This window comes from uncultured Agrobacterium sp. (assembly GCA_913777615.1).
In the GTDB taxonomy this organism is placed as follows: Bacteria; Pseudomonadota; Alphaproteobacteria; order Rhizobiales; family Rhizobiaceae; genus Agrobacterium.
This window is the reverse complement of record CAJYTK010000015.1, coordinates 1-14,739: the sequence shown is the minus strand read 5'-3', so window position 1 is coordinate 14,739 and position 14,739 is coordinate 1. Positions and strand designations below refer to the sequence as shown.

Here is a 14,739-nt window from a genome sequence, read left to right as displayed (position 1 = left end):
GGAAAGGTGCCTATGGCAGGCAAGACGATCCGTTCTGGACCGTCCGGCGCATCCGGCGCGACGTCCATGATCAACGATCCGCGCATGCGGTCCATCTTCTACCAGACCGTTACGCTCATCATCCTGGTGCTGGCCGTCTGGTTCATCACCAACAACACGATCCAGAATCTTCAGCGCGCAAATATTGCCTCTGGCTTCGGCTTTCTGAACGGTCGCGCCGGTTTCGATATCGGCCAGACGCTGATCGATTACAATAACGACAACACCTTCGGTCGCGCGCTGATCGTCGGTATTTTGAACACCTTGCAGGTGGCGGTTCTTGGTATCATCACCGCCTCGATCATCGGCTTCCTCGTCGGCATTGCCCGGCTTTCCAGAAACTGGCTCGTATCGAAGCTCGCGCAGGCTTATGTGGAAATCTTCCGCAATCTGCCGCCGCTTCTCGTCATCTTTTTCTGGTACAAGGGCGTCATCACAATTCTTCCGCAGGCACGTGAATCGCTTGCCTTGCCGTTCGATACCTACTTGAACAATCGCGGTTTCTTCTACCCTAAGTTCGTTTGGGGTGAGGGCACCTGGATGGTTCCGGTGGCTTTTCTCGTCGGTATCGTCATCACCTTCTTCGTCTATCGATGGGCGAAGGCACGCCAGATGCGCACCGGCCAGCCGTTCCGCACTGGTCTCGTGGGAGCCGCGATTATCATCGGTTTGCCGCTTGCCACGTTCCTGGCGCTCGGCGCACCGCTGACCTTTGATCTGCCAGTTCTTGGCCGCTTCAACCTGGCTGGTGGTTCGGTCATTGCGCCAGAATTCATGTCGCTTTATCTGGCTCTGTCCTTCTACACCGCCTCATTCATCGCTGAAATCGTCCGCGGTGGTATCAAGGCTGTGCCGAAGGGGCAGACAGAAGCCGCCGACGCGCTTGGTTTGCGTTCCAGCACCACGACGCGCCTGATCGTCGTTCCTCAGGCAATGCGCATCATCATCCCACCGCTTACCAGCCAGTATCTCAACCTGACGAAAAACTCGTCTCTGGCTGTTGCTGTCGGCTTCTCCGACCTGGTTGCGGTTGGCGGCACCATCCTCAATCAGACGGGTCAGGCTGTCGAAGTCGTGGCGATCTGGATGATTGTCTATCTGACATTGTCTATCACCACCGCGCTGTTCATGAACTGGTTCAACGCGAAGATGGCATTGGTGGAGAGATAAGAGACATGGCTACTACTCCCGTTTCCTATATCCGCCGCGAATTGGTGCCGGCTCAGCCGGCGCCATCCAGCCAGGTCGGCGTGGCGCATTGGCTCAAGACGAAACTCTTCGCCACGCCGAAGGATGTCGTGATGACCGTGCTGTCCATAGCACTGCTCGCCTACATCATTCCGCCGCTGCTGCAGTTCCTGTTCGTCGATGCCGTTTGGACCGGTACCGACCGATTGGCTTGCCTCACTGTCGCTCAGGGTGGTGCCTTGCCGGACGGCCAGGCAGGCGCCTGCTGGGCGTTTGTTGGTGCCAAGTTCCAGCAGTTCATGTTCGGACGTTATCCGTTCGATGAGCGCTGGCGGCCGCTTCTGGTCGCAGCAATGTTCGTCATTCTGCTTATCCCGATGTTGATCCCGAAGGCACCGTTCAAGACGGCCAATGCCGTGTTGCTCTTCCTAGTTTTGCCCTTCGTCTCCTTCTTCCTGCTGGTCGGCGGCTACTTCGGCCTGCCACGGGTGGAAACGCAGCTGTGGGGCGGGCTGATGGTGACGCTGATCCTGTCTTTCTTCGGGATCACCGTGTCGCTGCCACTTGGCATTCTCCTGGCGCTTGGTCGTCGCTCGACAATGCCGGTAATCAAGACGCTGTGCGTGACGTTCATCGAAGTCATTCGCGGCATCCCGCTGATCACGGTGCTGTTCTTCGCCAGCATCATGCTGCCGCTGTTCCTGCCGGAAGGTGTTACATTCGACAAGTTCATGCGTGCTCTGGTCGGTGTGTCGCTATTTGCCTCTGCCTATATGGCGGAAGTCGTTCGCGGCGGTCTTCAGGCCATTCCGAAAGGACAGTATGAAGGTGCCGACTCGCTCGGCCTTAATTATTGGCAGAAAACCCGGCTGATCGTTTTGCCTCAGGCGCTGAAGCTGGTCATTCCAGGTATCGTCAACACCTTCATTGGTCTTTTCAAGGATACCTCGCTCGTGTCGATCATCGGCATGTTCGATCTTCTTGGTATCGTCAACCTCAACCAGTCAGATGCGAACTGGGCGACACCGGTGACACCCGTCACAGGCTATATTTTCGCTGGGTTCATATTCTGGATATTCTGCTTCGGCATGTCGCGCTATTCCTTGTTCATGGAGCGCCATCTCGACACCGGACATAAAAAATAAGGGAAAATCTCATGGCAGAAACCCAAGCAAAGAAGCTGGAAGTTTCCGCGACCGATGTCGCGATTGAAATCACCGGCATGAACAAGTGGTACGGCGATTTTCACGTGCTGCGCGATATCAATCTGAAGGTCATGAAGGGCGAGCGCATCGTCATCGCCGGTCCATCTGGTTCCGGCAAGTCGACGATGATCCGCTGCATCAACCGTCTTGAAGAGCATCAGTCCGGCAGCATCGTTGTCGACGGCATCGAACTGACCAACGACCTGAAGAAGATCGATGAAGTGCGCCGTGAAGTCGGCATGGTATTCCAGCACTTCAACCTCTTCCCGCATCTGACGATCCTGGAAAACTGCACGCTGGCTCCAATCTGGGTTCGCAAGATGCCCAAGAAGGACGCCGAAGAAATCGCGATGCATTACCTGAAGCGTGTCAAAATCCCTGAGCAGGCGCACAAGTATCCGGGCCAGCTTTCTGGCGGTCAGCAGCAGCGCGTGGCGATTGCCCGCTCGCTTTGCATGAAGCCGAAGATCATGCTCTTCGACGAGCCGACATCCGCGCTCGATCCGGAAATGGTCAAGGAAGTGCTCGATACGATGGTGAGCCTTGCCGAGGACGGAATGACTATGCTCTGTGTGACGCACGAAATGGGCTTTGCCCGTCAGGTCGCCAACCGCGTCATTTTCATGGACCAGGGCCAGATTGTTGAGCAGAACGCCCCGCAGGAATTCTTCGACAATCCGCAGCATGAGCGCACGAAGCTCTTCCTAAGCCAAATCCTGCACTAGAAAGCCTTTGTGTCTTTCGTCGATGGAAACATGGCTTGAAAACACAAAAACCCGCCGGGCGACCGGCGGGTTTCTTTTTGCATTGCATCCAAGTGGTCAGCGAGACATCAGCGTCATTGCCGTCATCGAGTCCAGAAGGGTGCGGGTGACGCCGCCGAACAGCATTTCCCACCAGCGGGAGTGCCCATACGCGCCCATGACCAAAAGATCGATGCTATTATCCGCCAGCCGATTTTCGATTGCTGTGTGCGGAGCGATGCCTTCTAGCTTTTCCTGTGATGTAACCGTTACGTTGACACCGTGGCGCGCAAGCGTTGCGGCAATCTCGGACCCTGCCAGCGCCGCCTTCTCCGAGTCGTTATCTTCCATGTCGACAGAGAACACCTCCACGCTTTCTGCCGCCTGGAGGAAGGGCAGGGCATCGAAAGTGGCGCGTGTGGCCTCCCTGGATCCATTCCACGCAATCAACACCCGACGGATCGGGGCTGGTGCTTTCAGGATGTGAGGAATGAGAAGCACCGGGCGTCCGCTTTCATAGAGAAAATTGTCGATATCGGCGCGGCTGTCGGACAGAGCGGATGAATTATGCTGTCTTGCGACGATGAGATCGGCACAGCGCGCGCTCTGAAGCGATAATTGGGACGAGTAACCGACAGACGAAACGAAGCTGCGCCATTCACTGGAAATTCCATTGGCCGCCATGCTGTCGGAAAAAATCCGGCCAGCGTCTGTCGTTTCCCTGTGAGCCACATCCTGCACGGCTTGGATGGTCGCCGGATCGGGCATTTCCATGGGGGCAATCAAAGGAACCGCCGCTAGGGCCTCCATATGAAGACCAACGACGTGCGAAGAGAACTGCTGCGCCAATGCCGCAACGAAAGCGTCCAGTTGACGTGTGTTTTCAGCGGTATCGACAACAGCGAGGATGGTTTTATAGGCCATGGCCTTTCTCCTTGTGACGCATCAGTGGCAGGACTAAACATGTCCCCGTCATTTGCCCGCCGCCTTGATCTCTATCAAGGCGATGGGTTCAAGAGATAAAACGTATTTGGGCCTGAGGAGTTCATGCAACCGTCGAGGTGGCCTTTGCTTTCGCGATGTTCTCTATCATGGCGGCAACATCGCGCGTTGCAGCCGCAAGAAGCTCGGCATCACGCGCGCGAACAACGATCTCGGTGGAAAAACGCTGTCCGTCATACTTCGGATAGGAGCCTATGCTGGTTTGAGGGTGTGCCTTCTGCACCTCGCTCAAGGGCGTGCCGATGTCGCCTTCCCCGTAGGGTGAGCGTACCGACTGCGACATCATCTTAGTGCCGACCTGCAGCGTTGGAACGACGTTGTCCAGCATCGCCTGGAAGACCTGCGGCACGCCTGCCATGACATAGACGTTCTCCACAATAAAACCCGGCGCAACCGAGACGGGATTGGCTATGTGCTTCGCCCCGCGTGGCATACGGGCCATGCGCTTGCGTGCGTCAGTAAACTCCATCTCGCGGGCATGATACATATCGCCGAGAAGGCGCATTGCCTCGCTGTCATGTTCGCAAGGAAGGCCGAAGGCAGCAGAGACCGCATCTGCGGTGATGTCGTCATGGGTCGGACCGATCCCGCCCGAGGTGAAGACATAATCGTAGCGCGCACGCAGGGCGTTCAACGCTTCAACGATTGCCGGCTCTTCGTCGGCAACGATTCGCACTTCCTTCAAGTCGATCCCGGACATCGTCAGAACATCGGCAAGATGTCCGATATTCTTGTCCTTCGTGCGACCCGATAAAAGTTCGTCGCCAATGGCGAGCATGGCGGCAGTGACCGAAGATGGAGAAGGGGATGATGACATGGGAAACTCACGCGATGCAGGGTAGACAGACGTTAAACCCGCTGACAGCGAATGCAATACGCGCGATGAGAAAATACGACGGCTGTTGGATAAACTCGAAATGACTAAAAAGCGTTTTGTGTGTTGAACAGGAGGCGCGGTGTTCCAGTCCATTGCGTAGGGCGTGTCGCGATCCTTGAGATTTGCGTCACACGCGTAGGCCTTTCGTTTTGCATGTCTTGATCACAAAACCGCTGCACATTTTTTCGCTTAGACAACGCTTTAGCGTAGTTGTTCGCTATTCGAGAACGGTCCGTCTTTTCTCCTTCTATCGCTCTAATGCAACTCCTCTGTTAGCCTCCCGTTACATCGGCGGCGTATACTGCGCTGTATCGTGATGATCAAAGAAAAACATGAGGAAAAAACCAACGATGGCAAAAATTCTGGTGCTCTACTATTCGTCTTACGGTCACGTGGAAACAATGGCTTATGCCGTTGCAGAGGGTGCGAAGTCCGCAGGTGCGGACGTTGTCGTGAAGCGTGTTCCTGAACTCGTTCCCGAAGACGTCGCCAAGTCGTCTCATTTCAAGCTGGATCAGCAAGCCCCGATCGCGACCGTCGACGAGCTGGAAGAATACGACGCGATCATCGTCGGCGCAGGCACGCGCTTCGGTTCCGTTGCATCGCAGATGCGTAATTTCTGGGATCAGACTGGCGGACTTTGGTTCAGTGGCAAGCTCGTCGGCAAGATCGGCTCTGCCTTCACCTCAACTGCTACCCAGCATGGTGGTCAGGAGTCGACGATCCTCAGCTTCATCCCGACTTTCCTGCACCACGGCATGGTCGTTGCTGGTCTGCCTTATGCGTTTCAGGGTCAAATGGGCGTAGATGAAGTCAAGGGCGGCTCGCCTTATGGCGCCTCGACCATTACCGATGGTGACGGCTCTCGCCAACCTTCTGCCATCGAACTCGAAGGTGCAAAATTCCAGGGCACGCACGTCGCGAAACTGGCAGCCAAGCTTTCGGCTTGACCTCGTAGGCAAAACGAAAATGCGGCCCTTGAGGCCGCATTTTCATAACCGCCATCGAAGGCGGCTTATTCATAGACACTTTTTTGGCTTTAGACCGGCGGGTTGACCATAATCAGGCAGGTCACAACAACAAAGCCCAGAAGCGATATTTCAAGCAGACTGTTCAGGCCGTCACGCATTTTATTACCCTCCAGATTTCCGTGCCAGGAAAACGTGGAAAACATAACGTAGTTCCGCGACAACGATGCAAATCTTAATGGATGGTAACGAGAATCGCTTATCCCGTATTTTTTGTCAGCCCGTGATGACAAAGGCAATGATGAGATGGCCGACAATGCCCACAATAAGGCATGTCATCAAAAGCAGGAGCAGGGGCTTCTTCATCGTCTCTTGCACTTTCTAAAAAGGAGTAGCGATCAATCAGAAACGACCGTCGCGCTTGATTAACCGTTCCCTCGGCACGGTATGATCACGCAACCGACCAAGCAACGGCCGACGAGCCTTGGTCAAACGCTTGCCATCTTTTACACAGCGGAGGCGTACAGGTTAACCCGTATCTTCGCTGTTGCGACATTATGCCTTGATGTCGAGGCCAGCTTCGACTGCAGCGGCAATGAAAGCCCTTCTGGCGTCTTCTGGTTTCTTCTTGCCTGCACCGACGGCGGCACAGACGAGCAGGGCGTGGTCGAGCGCAGCTCCGTCTTCCGCAGGCCAGTCCTCGATCATCGCCCAGGATGCGGCCTGTGTTGTTTCAATGCTGGTGTAATTGCCCGGCTCTTCCAGCGCCACAAGAACCGGCTTGGTCCATTTCGTATCCATCTTCGCGCTTACTCTCCATTCGATCGAAAGATGCCTCTAACCTGAGAGCGTGCATCATTCAATGTTCTGGATCAGTCGTCGCTTCCGAATGTCAGCCAATCGCGGATGATGCGACGATCAATGATTTTCAGCGAGCGATCCGGCTGTATCTGATAGGTTTCGATTACCCGGTCGCCGTTCCATCGCCGGAAGTTATGCGTGAACGTGCTGCCAACCGGCGATTTCGTCAGCTTGGTACGCGGCTGTCCATTATAAGTGATGCTACCTGGAATCGGCTCGAGGTTGGCATTCGAAAGCCCCGTCGTACAGCCTGCGAGCGCCAGAGCAACAACGGTTACTGCGATGACGGACTTCATTTTCATGATGTGCTCCATAGAATCAGACGGGAAATCGTCACGATGTCATCGCCGTAAACTATAAGCCTGGGAGGAGGTTCCTGTGCCTTTTGATATCCGGGTGAGCCTGGCCGCAACAGAGCCTTGCGCGCAAAGCTCTAAGGCTCACGCCGGCGTCACATAAAGCGTAACTTTACATCGTGGAGAATTTTTTGGAGGCCTCGCCCGGAATTGAACCGGGGTACAAGGATTTGCAGTCCTCTGCGTCACCACTCCGCCACGAGGCCTCACACGCCCGTCTGTTTGAGCGATGGCGGGGATTTAGAACGAATCCATTTTCCACGCAATAGGAGAGTTTGAAAAACACCCGATAAGTTTGTGTGAGCGACTTAATGCTCATGAAAAATCCCCGCCAGACCAGTGATCTCAGCGGGGATTTTTTTGTCTGTGTGATCAAATTCGCCCAAGCAGTACGAGGATCAGGACGATCACAAGCACGAGGCCCAGGCCGCCCGACGGGCCCCATCCATAATTGTGGTAACCCCAGTTCGGAAGAGCGCCGACCAGGAAGAGAATAAGAAGGATGACGAGGATTGTACCGAGCATTTTTACCTCCAGCCGTTGATGACGTCTCATTAACTCAATAATGATTAGGCGGATAAAAAAGTTCCCGAGCGCGGTATCAGAGGATGTAATTTGGTGAGCTCTGAGTGCTGGGGCGCAGCACCGTTTCTTTTTAGCTTCGCTGATGCATGCTTGTGCTTGAAAGCGCAGGCGGAGCCGATTAAGACGATTACCAAAAAGCGGACACACCTGTGTTCGTAGGCTTTTACGTGAGGCAAGCACGACATGATGGATTATGAAACCGCACGCGCGAAAATGGTGGACGGCCAGGTGCGCACCACCGACGTAACCTCCCATTCGGTGCTCAAGGCGTTTCTCTCCGTTCCTCGTGAGGCTTTTGTCCCGGAAAGTGTCAAGCAGGTAGCTTATATGGACGAAGACCTGCAGATCTGTCCTGCAAAAGATGGGCTTGGCGCTCGCTACCTGTTGAAAGCGTCGCCGATTGCTAAGATGCTGCAGCTTGTAGCCGTCACCAAGGATGATCTCGTTCTGGAGGTCGGTGGAGCAACCGGATATCTCTCGGCCATTCTATCGGAACTTGCGGGCTCTGTGGTTTCTTTGGAAAGTGATCCCGAACTATCCACCAAAGCGACTGAGACGCTTGGCGCACTCGGCTATGATAACGTCGTGACCGTTGCCGGCGAGCTTGAAAAGGGCCACCCAGCGCAGGCGCCTTACGATGTGATTTTCATGAGCGGCTCTGTTGAGGAGGTGCCTCAGGCACTTCTGGATCAGCTTGCCGATGGCGGTCGCCTGATTACCGTTGTCGGCTATGGCAATGCCGCCAAGGTTACTGTTTACCGTCGCGACGGCAAGGGGATTTCTGCCGCAACCTTCTTTAACGCATCGCTGAAACCCCTACCGGGTTTTGCCAAGTCGAAGGAATTCGTTTTTTAAGCATGCAGCGTAAAAGTATGGTGCGCTCTGCAGATCCAACGCGCGACTAAAAGCGGAAGGCAAATTTGCAGGATTTCGACACGCTCTAAATGCTGAAAAAGCAAATGGTTAACAGATGGTCCGGTTGATGCCGGGCCATTTTCATTTTGAAATAAAGCTGTGCATCGCGCAAATCCCCTGGCCGCATGGATTCTCTTCTGACTGATGGTGTCCTACACTCTCGATGATTCGGAGCAGGCGTATCGTGCTCCGGCCCGTCTTGAACGTGAAAATCGGGGATAAAAATGGCTCAGCCGAGTGTAGCGCGTGAACCATCTATGGAAGAGATTCTGGCGTCGATCCGCAGGATCATCGAAAGCAATGAACCTGCGCCAACCGATGGCTACCCGGGTCAGCGCGCATCTCAGTTCGATTCTGATGATGCGGATGAGGAAATGAGCTTTGATGGAGATATCTCCGCTGATGTTCATACTCCACCGCCGCATGTTCCGCCCGCTGCGAATCAAGGCCACGGCGCGCGGCAGTTCAATGAGGCTATCCCGGCTAGCGAGAGTCAGCAGCCTGCGATGGATCCCGCGCTTGAAAAGACCCTTTCACTCGCAGACGTGGCAGCACGAGTTCGCGCCGCCGCAGATCGCAATGCGACACTCGGGCCGCAGGCCGCTTTTGCACAGGGTACCCGTGAACAAGCAGCTTCTGCAGCCGGCTCTAAAGCTCCTGCGACCATGCAGCCCCAACCGTACGTGGAGGTAGAGAGAACTGCAGCCGCCCCCAGTCGTCCGACGGATGTGCGCCCTCTGATGGCCGCTGTAGCACAGCAGCCGATGAGGGAGATGCCCGTATTCAATCCAGCGCCACAAGCCGAGCAGGCTCCTCAGCCAGCGCCATCTGCGCCTGCGCCCCAAGCAGTACCCCTGTGGGAAACGATGGAGCTGCGCGGAGCTGTCGAGGAAGACCGGCCCGTCGCTCGTCCTGCTGAGATCAGACCATCCCCGGTTATCGACACCGTCGCGCCTAAAAACGAAGCCAAGCTCGACCTGCCGCTAAGTCTGGTTTCTGCCGAAGCAGGCGAGCAGATCGCGCGGTCCTTTGGTGCGCTTGCCGAGGTTTTCGATGGTGTTCATCGTCCTACCATCGAGGACGTTGCGCAGGATATGTTGCGTCCCATGCTGCAGGAGTGGCTGGAGGACAATCTGCCGACGATCGTGGAACGACTCGTTCGCGAAGAAATCGAGCGCGTGGCGCGTGGCCCTCGTCGTTGATGCGTTGCGAGTTAAGGGGTTTACCCTTATTCGCGCTCGTATCTTTCGATGGCCCTTGAGGTCATGAAGACCTTTCGTTGATGAAGAAAGCCGCTGTGGAGATGAACTCCTCAGCGGCTTTCATTTTTCTATAGAATGGCGGTTTCCGGATTTGCGCTGGACAACACGCCGAAATAACGCCTGTCGCACAAAAGTGCCTAGCGGTATTGCGATGACTGCCTGCGACAAATCGGCCGCTAAGATCGGTTCCGGGTGAGATGGAAACATCCGGAGGCAGGCGAGCGACGAAAAAACGACTGGCTTGGAACGACAGGTGCCGCTTTATGGGCACCGACGCCGCTATTTTTGGCTTGACCCTTCCGCAACTGCACGGTGATTTCGATCCTCAGTCTCACGATCGGGATGATTGGCGCTGAGCGGCGGATATGAAACCGTGGCTTGCCCAAAACACGTTCAGTTCTTCCACGTGACTTGTGGACCCCGGCAGCGCAAACGAAAACGCCCCCGGTAATGATTCCGGGGGCGCTTTTACTTCAGTTGTGATGACGGTATTTTTAGCTGAAGCGTCCAGCTGCGTGAGCCAACATGGTATAGACCTTGCCGGTGTCTGAAGTCAGATAGGATTGCGTCACCGTACGGTCGCGATCTGTTCTAGCAACATCCGCCAGAAGCTTCTCGAAGTCCGAAATGTAGCGGTCGACCGCCGTGCGGAACTCCGATTCGCGGTCGTATTTCCGCTTGATCTCGTCAAAGGTCTGCTGACCCTTAAGCGTGTAGAGGCGGCGCGTGAAGACATCACGCTCGCCGCGCTGATAACGGCCCCACAGTTCCACTGATGCATCGTGATCGATTGCGCGAGCGATATCGACGGACAGTGAATTCAGCGACTCGACGACATGGCGTGGATTGCGGCTGTCGGCGGCACGGGTCTGCTGCTCGGCAGCGGGACGAGCGGGAGCGGGCGGGGTAGCCTGCCGCGTTGCGCCGTCTTGCGTATCGCGAGATGCGCCACGTAGCAGATCGCTGATCCATCCGCCACCTTCTTCACGGCGCTGCAGCGGCGCCGAAACACCTGTCTGCGATGGTGCCTGGCGCTGATCGGGCGCAGTGTTGCGGATGACAGGCGCGGCTGGTTGCGGTTGTGCCGGGGCTGTCTGTGCTGGTGGAGCGGACAGCGGTTGCTGCGGCCGCGCTTCTGCCCGTGGCTGTTGCGGGGCAGACGGCTTGGTGGCCGCAATAGCCCGTGCAGCAGGCTCAGAGATTTCCAGTTGCTGAGTGGAGCGTCCCACAAGCTGAGAAATATCCTGAAGGGCCTTGATCTGCTCGGAAACGGCGCGACGCATGGCCGCCGCACTTTCCTTTGCTTCCTCTGGCAGATCGAAAGCCCCGCGCTTCAACTCTGCGCGTGTCACGTCAAGTTCCTGACGAATATCCTGGCTCGAACGGCGAATCTCCTCCGTAGCGCCAGCGAAGCGATTGACGGCGTCCTGTACTGCCTCACGCAACGTCTCACGCATCACGGTTGCCGCAGCGTTCGATTTGTCCGTAGCACTGTTGAGCAACTTGTCGACGTCGGACAGTGAGGAGGAAACACTGCTGCGCAGGCGACCTGCCAGTTCTTCAGAATATTTCTGTGCTTCTCCCATGGTTCCTTCGATAGAGCGGTTTGCCTCCTCGCTGGCCGCCAGAAGCGATCCGCGCATGTTCTGCGCCGCATTGCGTGCGCGCTGTTCGGTCTCATCCAGAGACCGGCCAATATCCTCGAAGGACGAGTTGAGGTTCTGGCGAAGATTACCAGCTACATTGGTAGAGCGTTTCTCGGCCTCGCCCAGCGTCTGCTCGACGACGGACATGACGCTGCGCATGGAATTCTCGATCTCCTCCGAGCGTTGCAACAAGCCCACCGACAGCGAGCGAAGCGCTTCCTGACGCTCTTCCAGCGTGCCGACCAGGTTTTGTTGAGCCGAATTCAGCAGATCGCCTGCCTGAGACAGCACAGAGGAGTGCTCGTCGAAGCGAGAGACGATGCCCGCGACCTGAGACAGCGTGCTGCCGGAAATCTGGGCGAGGCGATCGACCTTGTTTTCCAAAAGGCGGCTGGATGTGGTGATGAGATCCGAAGCGCGAGACGCCGACTCGGAGAAGCTGGTCGTAGCGCTGCCAAGGGCCGCATCCGCCTGCTTGAACTCTTGGCTCGCTCGAGCCACGGCCACATTCAGGCTGTCGGTTGCGCCCGTGACCACGTCCGTCATGCTGGTATGGGTCTGCGACAGCATATCGGTACTTTGACGGGTCGCGGCGACCAACTTGTTGGCGGCATCGCTGCTGGCGCGGGAATAATCCTCGATGGCCTGTTCGACCATGCCCAGCATGCCGCTGTTGCTTTCCGACAGAAGGTTTGCGCTCTGCTGTGCCGCGGTCACGATTTTCTCTGCGGCATCCTGGCCGACAGCGGCATACTCGTTGACGATCGGCTTTGCCTTTTCCTCGATGAGGCGGGACAGTTCCGCGGAACGGCTTGCCAGCATGGAGTTGAGTTCGCGGGTGCGGCTGTCGAGCGTATGGCGAATGGATTCGCCACGGGCATCGAGCGCGCTTTCGACACTCGTCAGCGTTTCGGAGATTGCGCCGACCTGAGAGCGAACGACGGCTTCCGCTTCGGCAACCTTATTGACGATGGCATTGCCTGCGTCGGAGAAGGTCTGCGCGACTGCCGCCGCCTGGCCTGAAAGCCTGCTTTGTGCGTCGGAAATACGGCCGACGATCTCATCGGAACGATGTTCCAGTGCGCGGGTGAATTCGTCGTTGCGCGCCTTGATCTGCTCGGCAAAGTCGAGGCCGGTCTTGCCGATGAACTCGGTGGAGCGAATGGCCTCATGATCGATGCTCTGTGCGGCGTCGGCGACGGCATCGCGCAAGCTGTGGGCCAGACCCGCAGCCTTGCCTTCGATCGTGCGATTGACGTTTTCGAGACCGATGTTGAGCGCACGGTCCATCGTGCCAAGGCGCTCATCGATCCTTGCTGTACCGACTGCAAATACGCCTTCGATCTTCTGGGTCGCATCATCAAGCGTTACGTTGACGTTGGTCAGATCGGATTGAAGCTTGCCATGGAGCGCTTCGATGCTTGTCTCAAGGCGGGCGCCTGTCTCGCCAAGGCGCGTGGAAACGGTGTCCACGGAGGTCTCGATGCGCGAGGAGAGGGAACCCGCTGCATTATCTATGGTCTGCTGCAAGGCCTCCTGCTGCGTTTCGAGCGACATCTCCAGCATGCTCGCGCTGGAAGCAACCGTGGTCGCGATGGACATGGCCTGTTCGGAAAGAATATTACCGATCTGCTCCCTGGCAGAGCCCAGCGTTTCCGACAGCGTGGCTTGATGCTGTTCAAGTGTGCCGCGGAGCGCGTCGTGCGATGTCTGCAGATTGTTTTCCATCCGCGAGACGCCGGTTTCCATCGTGTTGGCAAAGTTTCCAGCGCCGGCTTCCACCGCGGTTTCGATACGGCTGGCTGCCGACGATACCGTCTGCTCGATGAGGGTGCTGGTGCGCTCCACCGTGCGGCTGATTGCGTCTGCCTGAGTGCCGAGCATCGTATCGAGACGAAGGTGACCCACGGCCAGTGTCTCTTCGATAGCAGAAGTGGTGGAGGCCAGTCTCTCTTCCGCACTCGTGACAGTCCGCGCAATGGTCGACGCGCGCCCATCGAGAGTATCTGCGAGACGTTCTTCTGCAGACGAGATCGCCATATCGATTGCCAGTGTGCGGCTATCGAGCGTGTCGGCCAAGCGCTCTTCCACGCCGGAAACGACGGAGGTCAGGGTGCTGGTACGTCCATCCAGGGTCTCGGCCAGACGTTCTTGCGCGCTGGAGAAAGCGATGTTGATCGCCATCGTCCGGCTATCCAGCGTATCGGCAATCCTCTCCTCGACGCCATGGACGGCAGTTGTCAGCGCCGATGTACGGCTGTCGAGCGTGTCGGCAATGCGCGTTTCTACACCGGCAACGGCGAAGTTAAGGGCTGCTGTCCGGCTATCCAGCGTTTCCGCGATACGTTCTTCGGCGCTGGAGAATGCCATGTCGATGGACATGGTGCGGCTGTCGAGCGTATCCGCGATGCGCTCTTCCACGCCGGAAACCACGCTGTTGAGCGCTGAGGTCCGGCTGTCCAGTGTCTCGGCCAGACGGCCTTCGACGCTACTGACGATATTGGTGAGATTGGAGGTTCTGGTATCGAGCGTCTCCGCGATGCGCTCTTCAGCACTGGAGAATGCCAGATCGATGGCCATTGCGCGGCTATCGAGCGCATCCGCGATGCGCTCTTCGACACCCGCGACAACATTGCCGAGCGCCGATGTACGGCTGTCGAGCGTGTCGGCAATGCGCGTTTCTATACCGGCAACGGCGAAGTTAAGGGCTGCTGTCCGGCTATCCAGCGTTTCCGCGATACGCTCTTCCGCACCGGAAAATGCCATGTCGATAGCCATTGTGCGGCTGTCGAGCGTATCCGCGATGCGCTCTTCCACGCCGGAAACCACGCTGTTGAGCGCAGACGTCCGGCTGTCCAGTGTCTCGGCTAGACGGCCTTCGACGCCACTGACGATATTGGTGAGATTGGAGGTTCTGGTATCGAGCGTTTCCGCGATGCGTTCTTCGGCGCTGGAGAATGCCATATCGATGGCCATTGTGCGGCTGTCGAGCGCGTCTGCGATGCGCTCTTCCACACCGGCGACCACATTGCCGAGCGCCGATGTACGGCTGTCGAGCGTGTTCGCAATCCGGTTTTCGACACCATCGACGA

11 protein-coding genes, 1 tRNA gene and 1 pseudogene are annotated in these 14,739 nt (G+C 56.9%); 6 read left to right on the top strand and 7 right to left on the bottom strand.

The features are described from left to right. The first annotated feature begins 12 nt into the window (after positions 1-12). From QZ862_RS14005 to QZ862_RS13995, 3 genes are read left to right on the top strand one after another with little or no spacing between them, the layout of a single operon-like run. Entirely contained in the window at positions 13-1,209 is a 1,197-nt protein-coding gene (locus tag QZ862_RS14005; protein WP_296037999.1) for an amino acid ABC transporter permease, read from the top strand. Between the two features lie 5 nt (positions 1,210-1,214). Then, the gene (locus QZ862_RS14000; protein ID WP_296018968.1) at positions 1,215-2,372 is read left to right on the top strand and encodes an amino acid ABC transporter permease; all 1,158 of its coding nucleotides are present in this window, start codon (positions 1,215-1,217) and stop codon (positions 2,370-2,372) included. Positions 2,373-2,383: 11 nt separating this feature from the next. Further along, complete coding sequence (locus tag QZ862_RS13995; protein ID WP_296018970.1) at positions 2,384-3,157, top strand: amino acid ABC transporter ATP-binding protein; 774 nt, start codon at positions 2,384-2,386, stop codon at positions 3,155-3,157. Between the two features lie 96 nt (positions 3,158-3,253). Here QZ862_RS13995 and QZ862_RS13990 read toward each other — a convergent pair whose 3' ends face one another. Then, positions 3,254-4,099, bottom strand: coding sequence for a universal stress protein (locus QZ862_RS13990; RefSeq protein ID WP_296018972.1), 846 nt, complete (start codon positions 4,097-4,099; stop codon positions 3,254-3,256). 121 nt (positions 4,100-4,220) lie between these two features. Continuing rightward, positions 4,221-4,994, bottom strand: a complete 774-nt coding sequence (locus tag QZ862_RS13985) for a competence/damage-inducible protein A (protein WP_296018975.1) — start codon at positions 4,992-4,994, stop codon at positions 4,221-4,223. A gap of 410 nt (positions 4,995-5,404) precedes the next feature. Between QZ862_RS13985 and wrbA the strand changes: the two genes are divergently transcribed. Then, positions 5,405-6,004 carry an NAD(P)H:quinone oxidoreductase type IV gene (gene wrbA / locus QZ862_RS13980; protein ID WP_296100607.1) on the top strand — a complete coding sequence of 200 codons (600 nt, stop codon included), beginning with the start codon at positions 5,405-5,407 and terminating at the stop codon, positions 6,002-6,004. A gap of 573 nt (positions 6,005-6,577) precedes the next feature. Here the strand turns inward: wrbA and QZ862_RS13975 are convergent. The 4 genes from QZ862_RS13975 to QZ862_RS13960 all read right to left on the bottom strand — a co-directional run bounded on the left by QZ862_RS13975 (position 6,578) and on the right by QZ862_RS13960 (position 7,764). Beyond that, the gene (locus tag QZ862_RS13975) at positions 6,578-6,823 is read right to left on the bottom strand and encodes a DUF982 domain-containing protein (RefSeq protein ID WP_296038014.1); all 246 of its coding nucleotides are present in this window, start codon (positions 6,821-6,823) and stop codon (positions 6,578-6,580) included. Between the two features lie 71 nt (positions 6,824-6,894). Further along, entirely contained in the window at positions 6,895-7,179 is a 285-nt protein-coding gene (locus QZ862_RS13970; RefSeq protein WP_296018993.1) for a hypothetical protein, read from the bottom strand. Between the two features lie 192 nt (positions 7,180-7,371). Beyond that, positions 7,372-7,445, bottom strand: a tRNA-Cys gene (locus QZ862_RS13965). A gap of 166 nt (positions 7,446-7,611) precedes the next feature. Beyond that, the gene (locus QZ862_RS13960) at positions 7,612-7,764 is read right to left on the bottom strand and encodes a DUF3309 family protein (RefSeq protein ID WP_082447214.1); all 153 of its coding nucleotides are present in this window, start codon (positions 7,762-7,764) and stop codon (positions 7,612-7,614) included. A gap of 243 nt (positions 7,765-8,007) precedes the next feature. On the opposite strand from QZ862_RS13960, the gene QZ862_RS13955 reads away from it, so the two are divergent. Further along, on the top strand, positions 8,008-8,679 hold the full coding sequence (locus QZ862_RS13955; protein ID WP_296100605.1) for a protein-L-isoaspartate O-methyltransferase: 672 nt from the start codon (positions 8,008-8,010) through the stop codon (positions 8,677-8,679). Between the two features lie 284 nt (positions 8,680-8,963). Beyond that, positions 8,964-9,941 (top strand): DUF2497 domain-containing protein, encoded by a 978-nt coding sequence (locus QZ862_RS13950; RefSeq protein ID WP_296100603.1) that lies wholly within the window; start codon positions 8,964-8,966, stop codon positions 9,939-9,941. A 554-nt stretch (positions 9,942-10,495) separates the two neighbouring features. On the opposite strand, the pseudogene QZ862_RS13945 reads toward QZ862_RS13950, so the two are convergent. Then, positions 10,496-14,739: pseudogene (locus tag QZ862_RS13945) on the bottom strand (hypothetical protein); the annotation flags it as partial.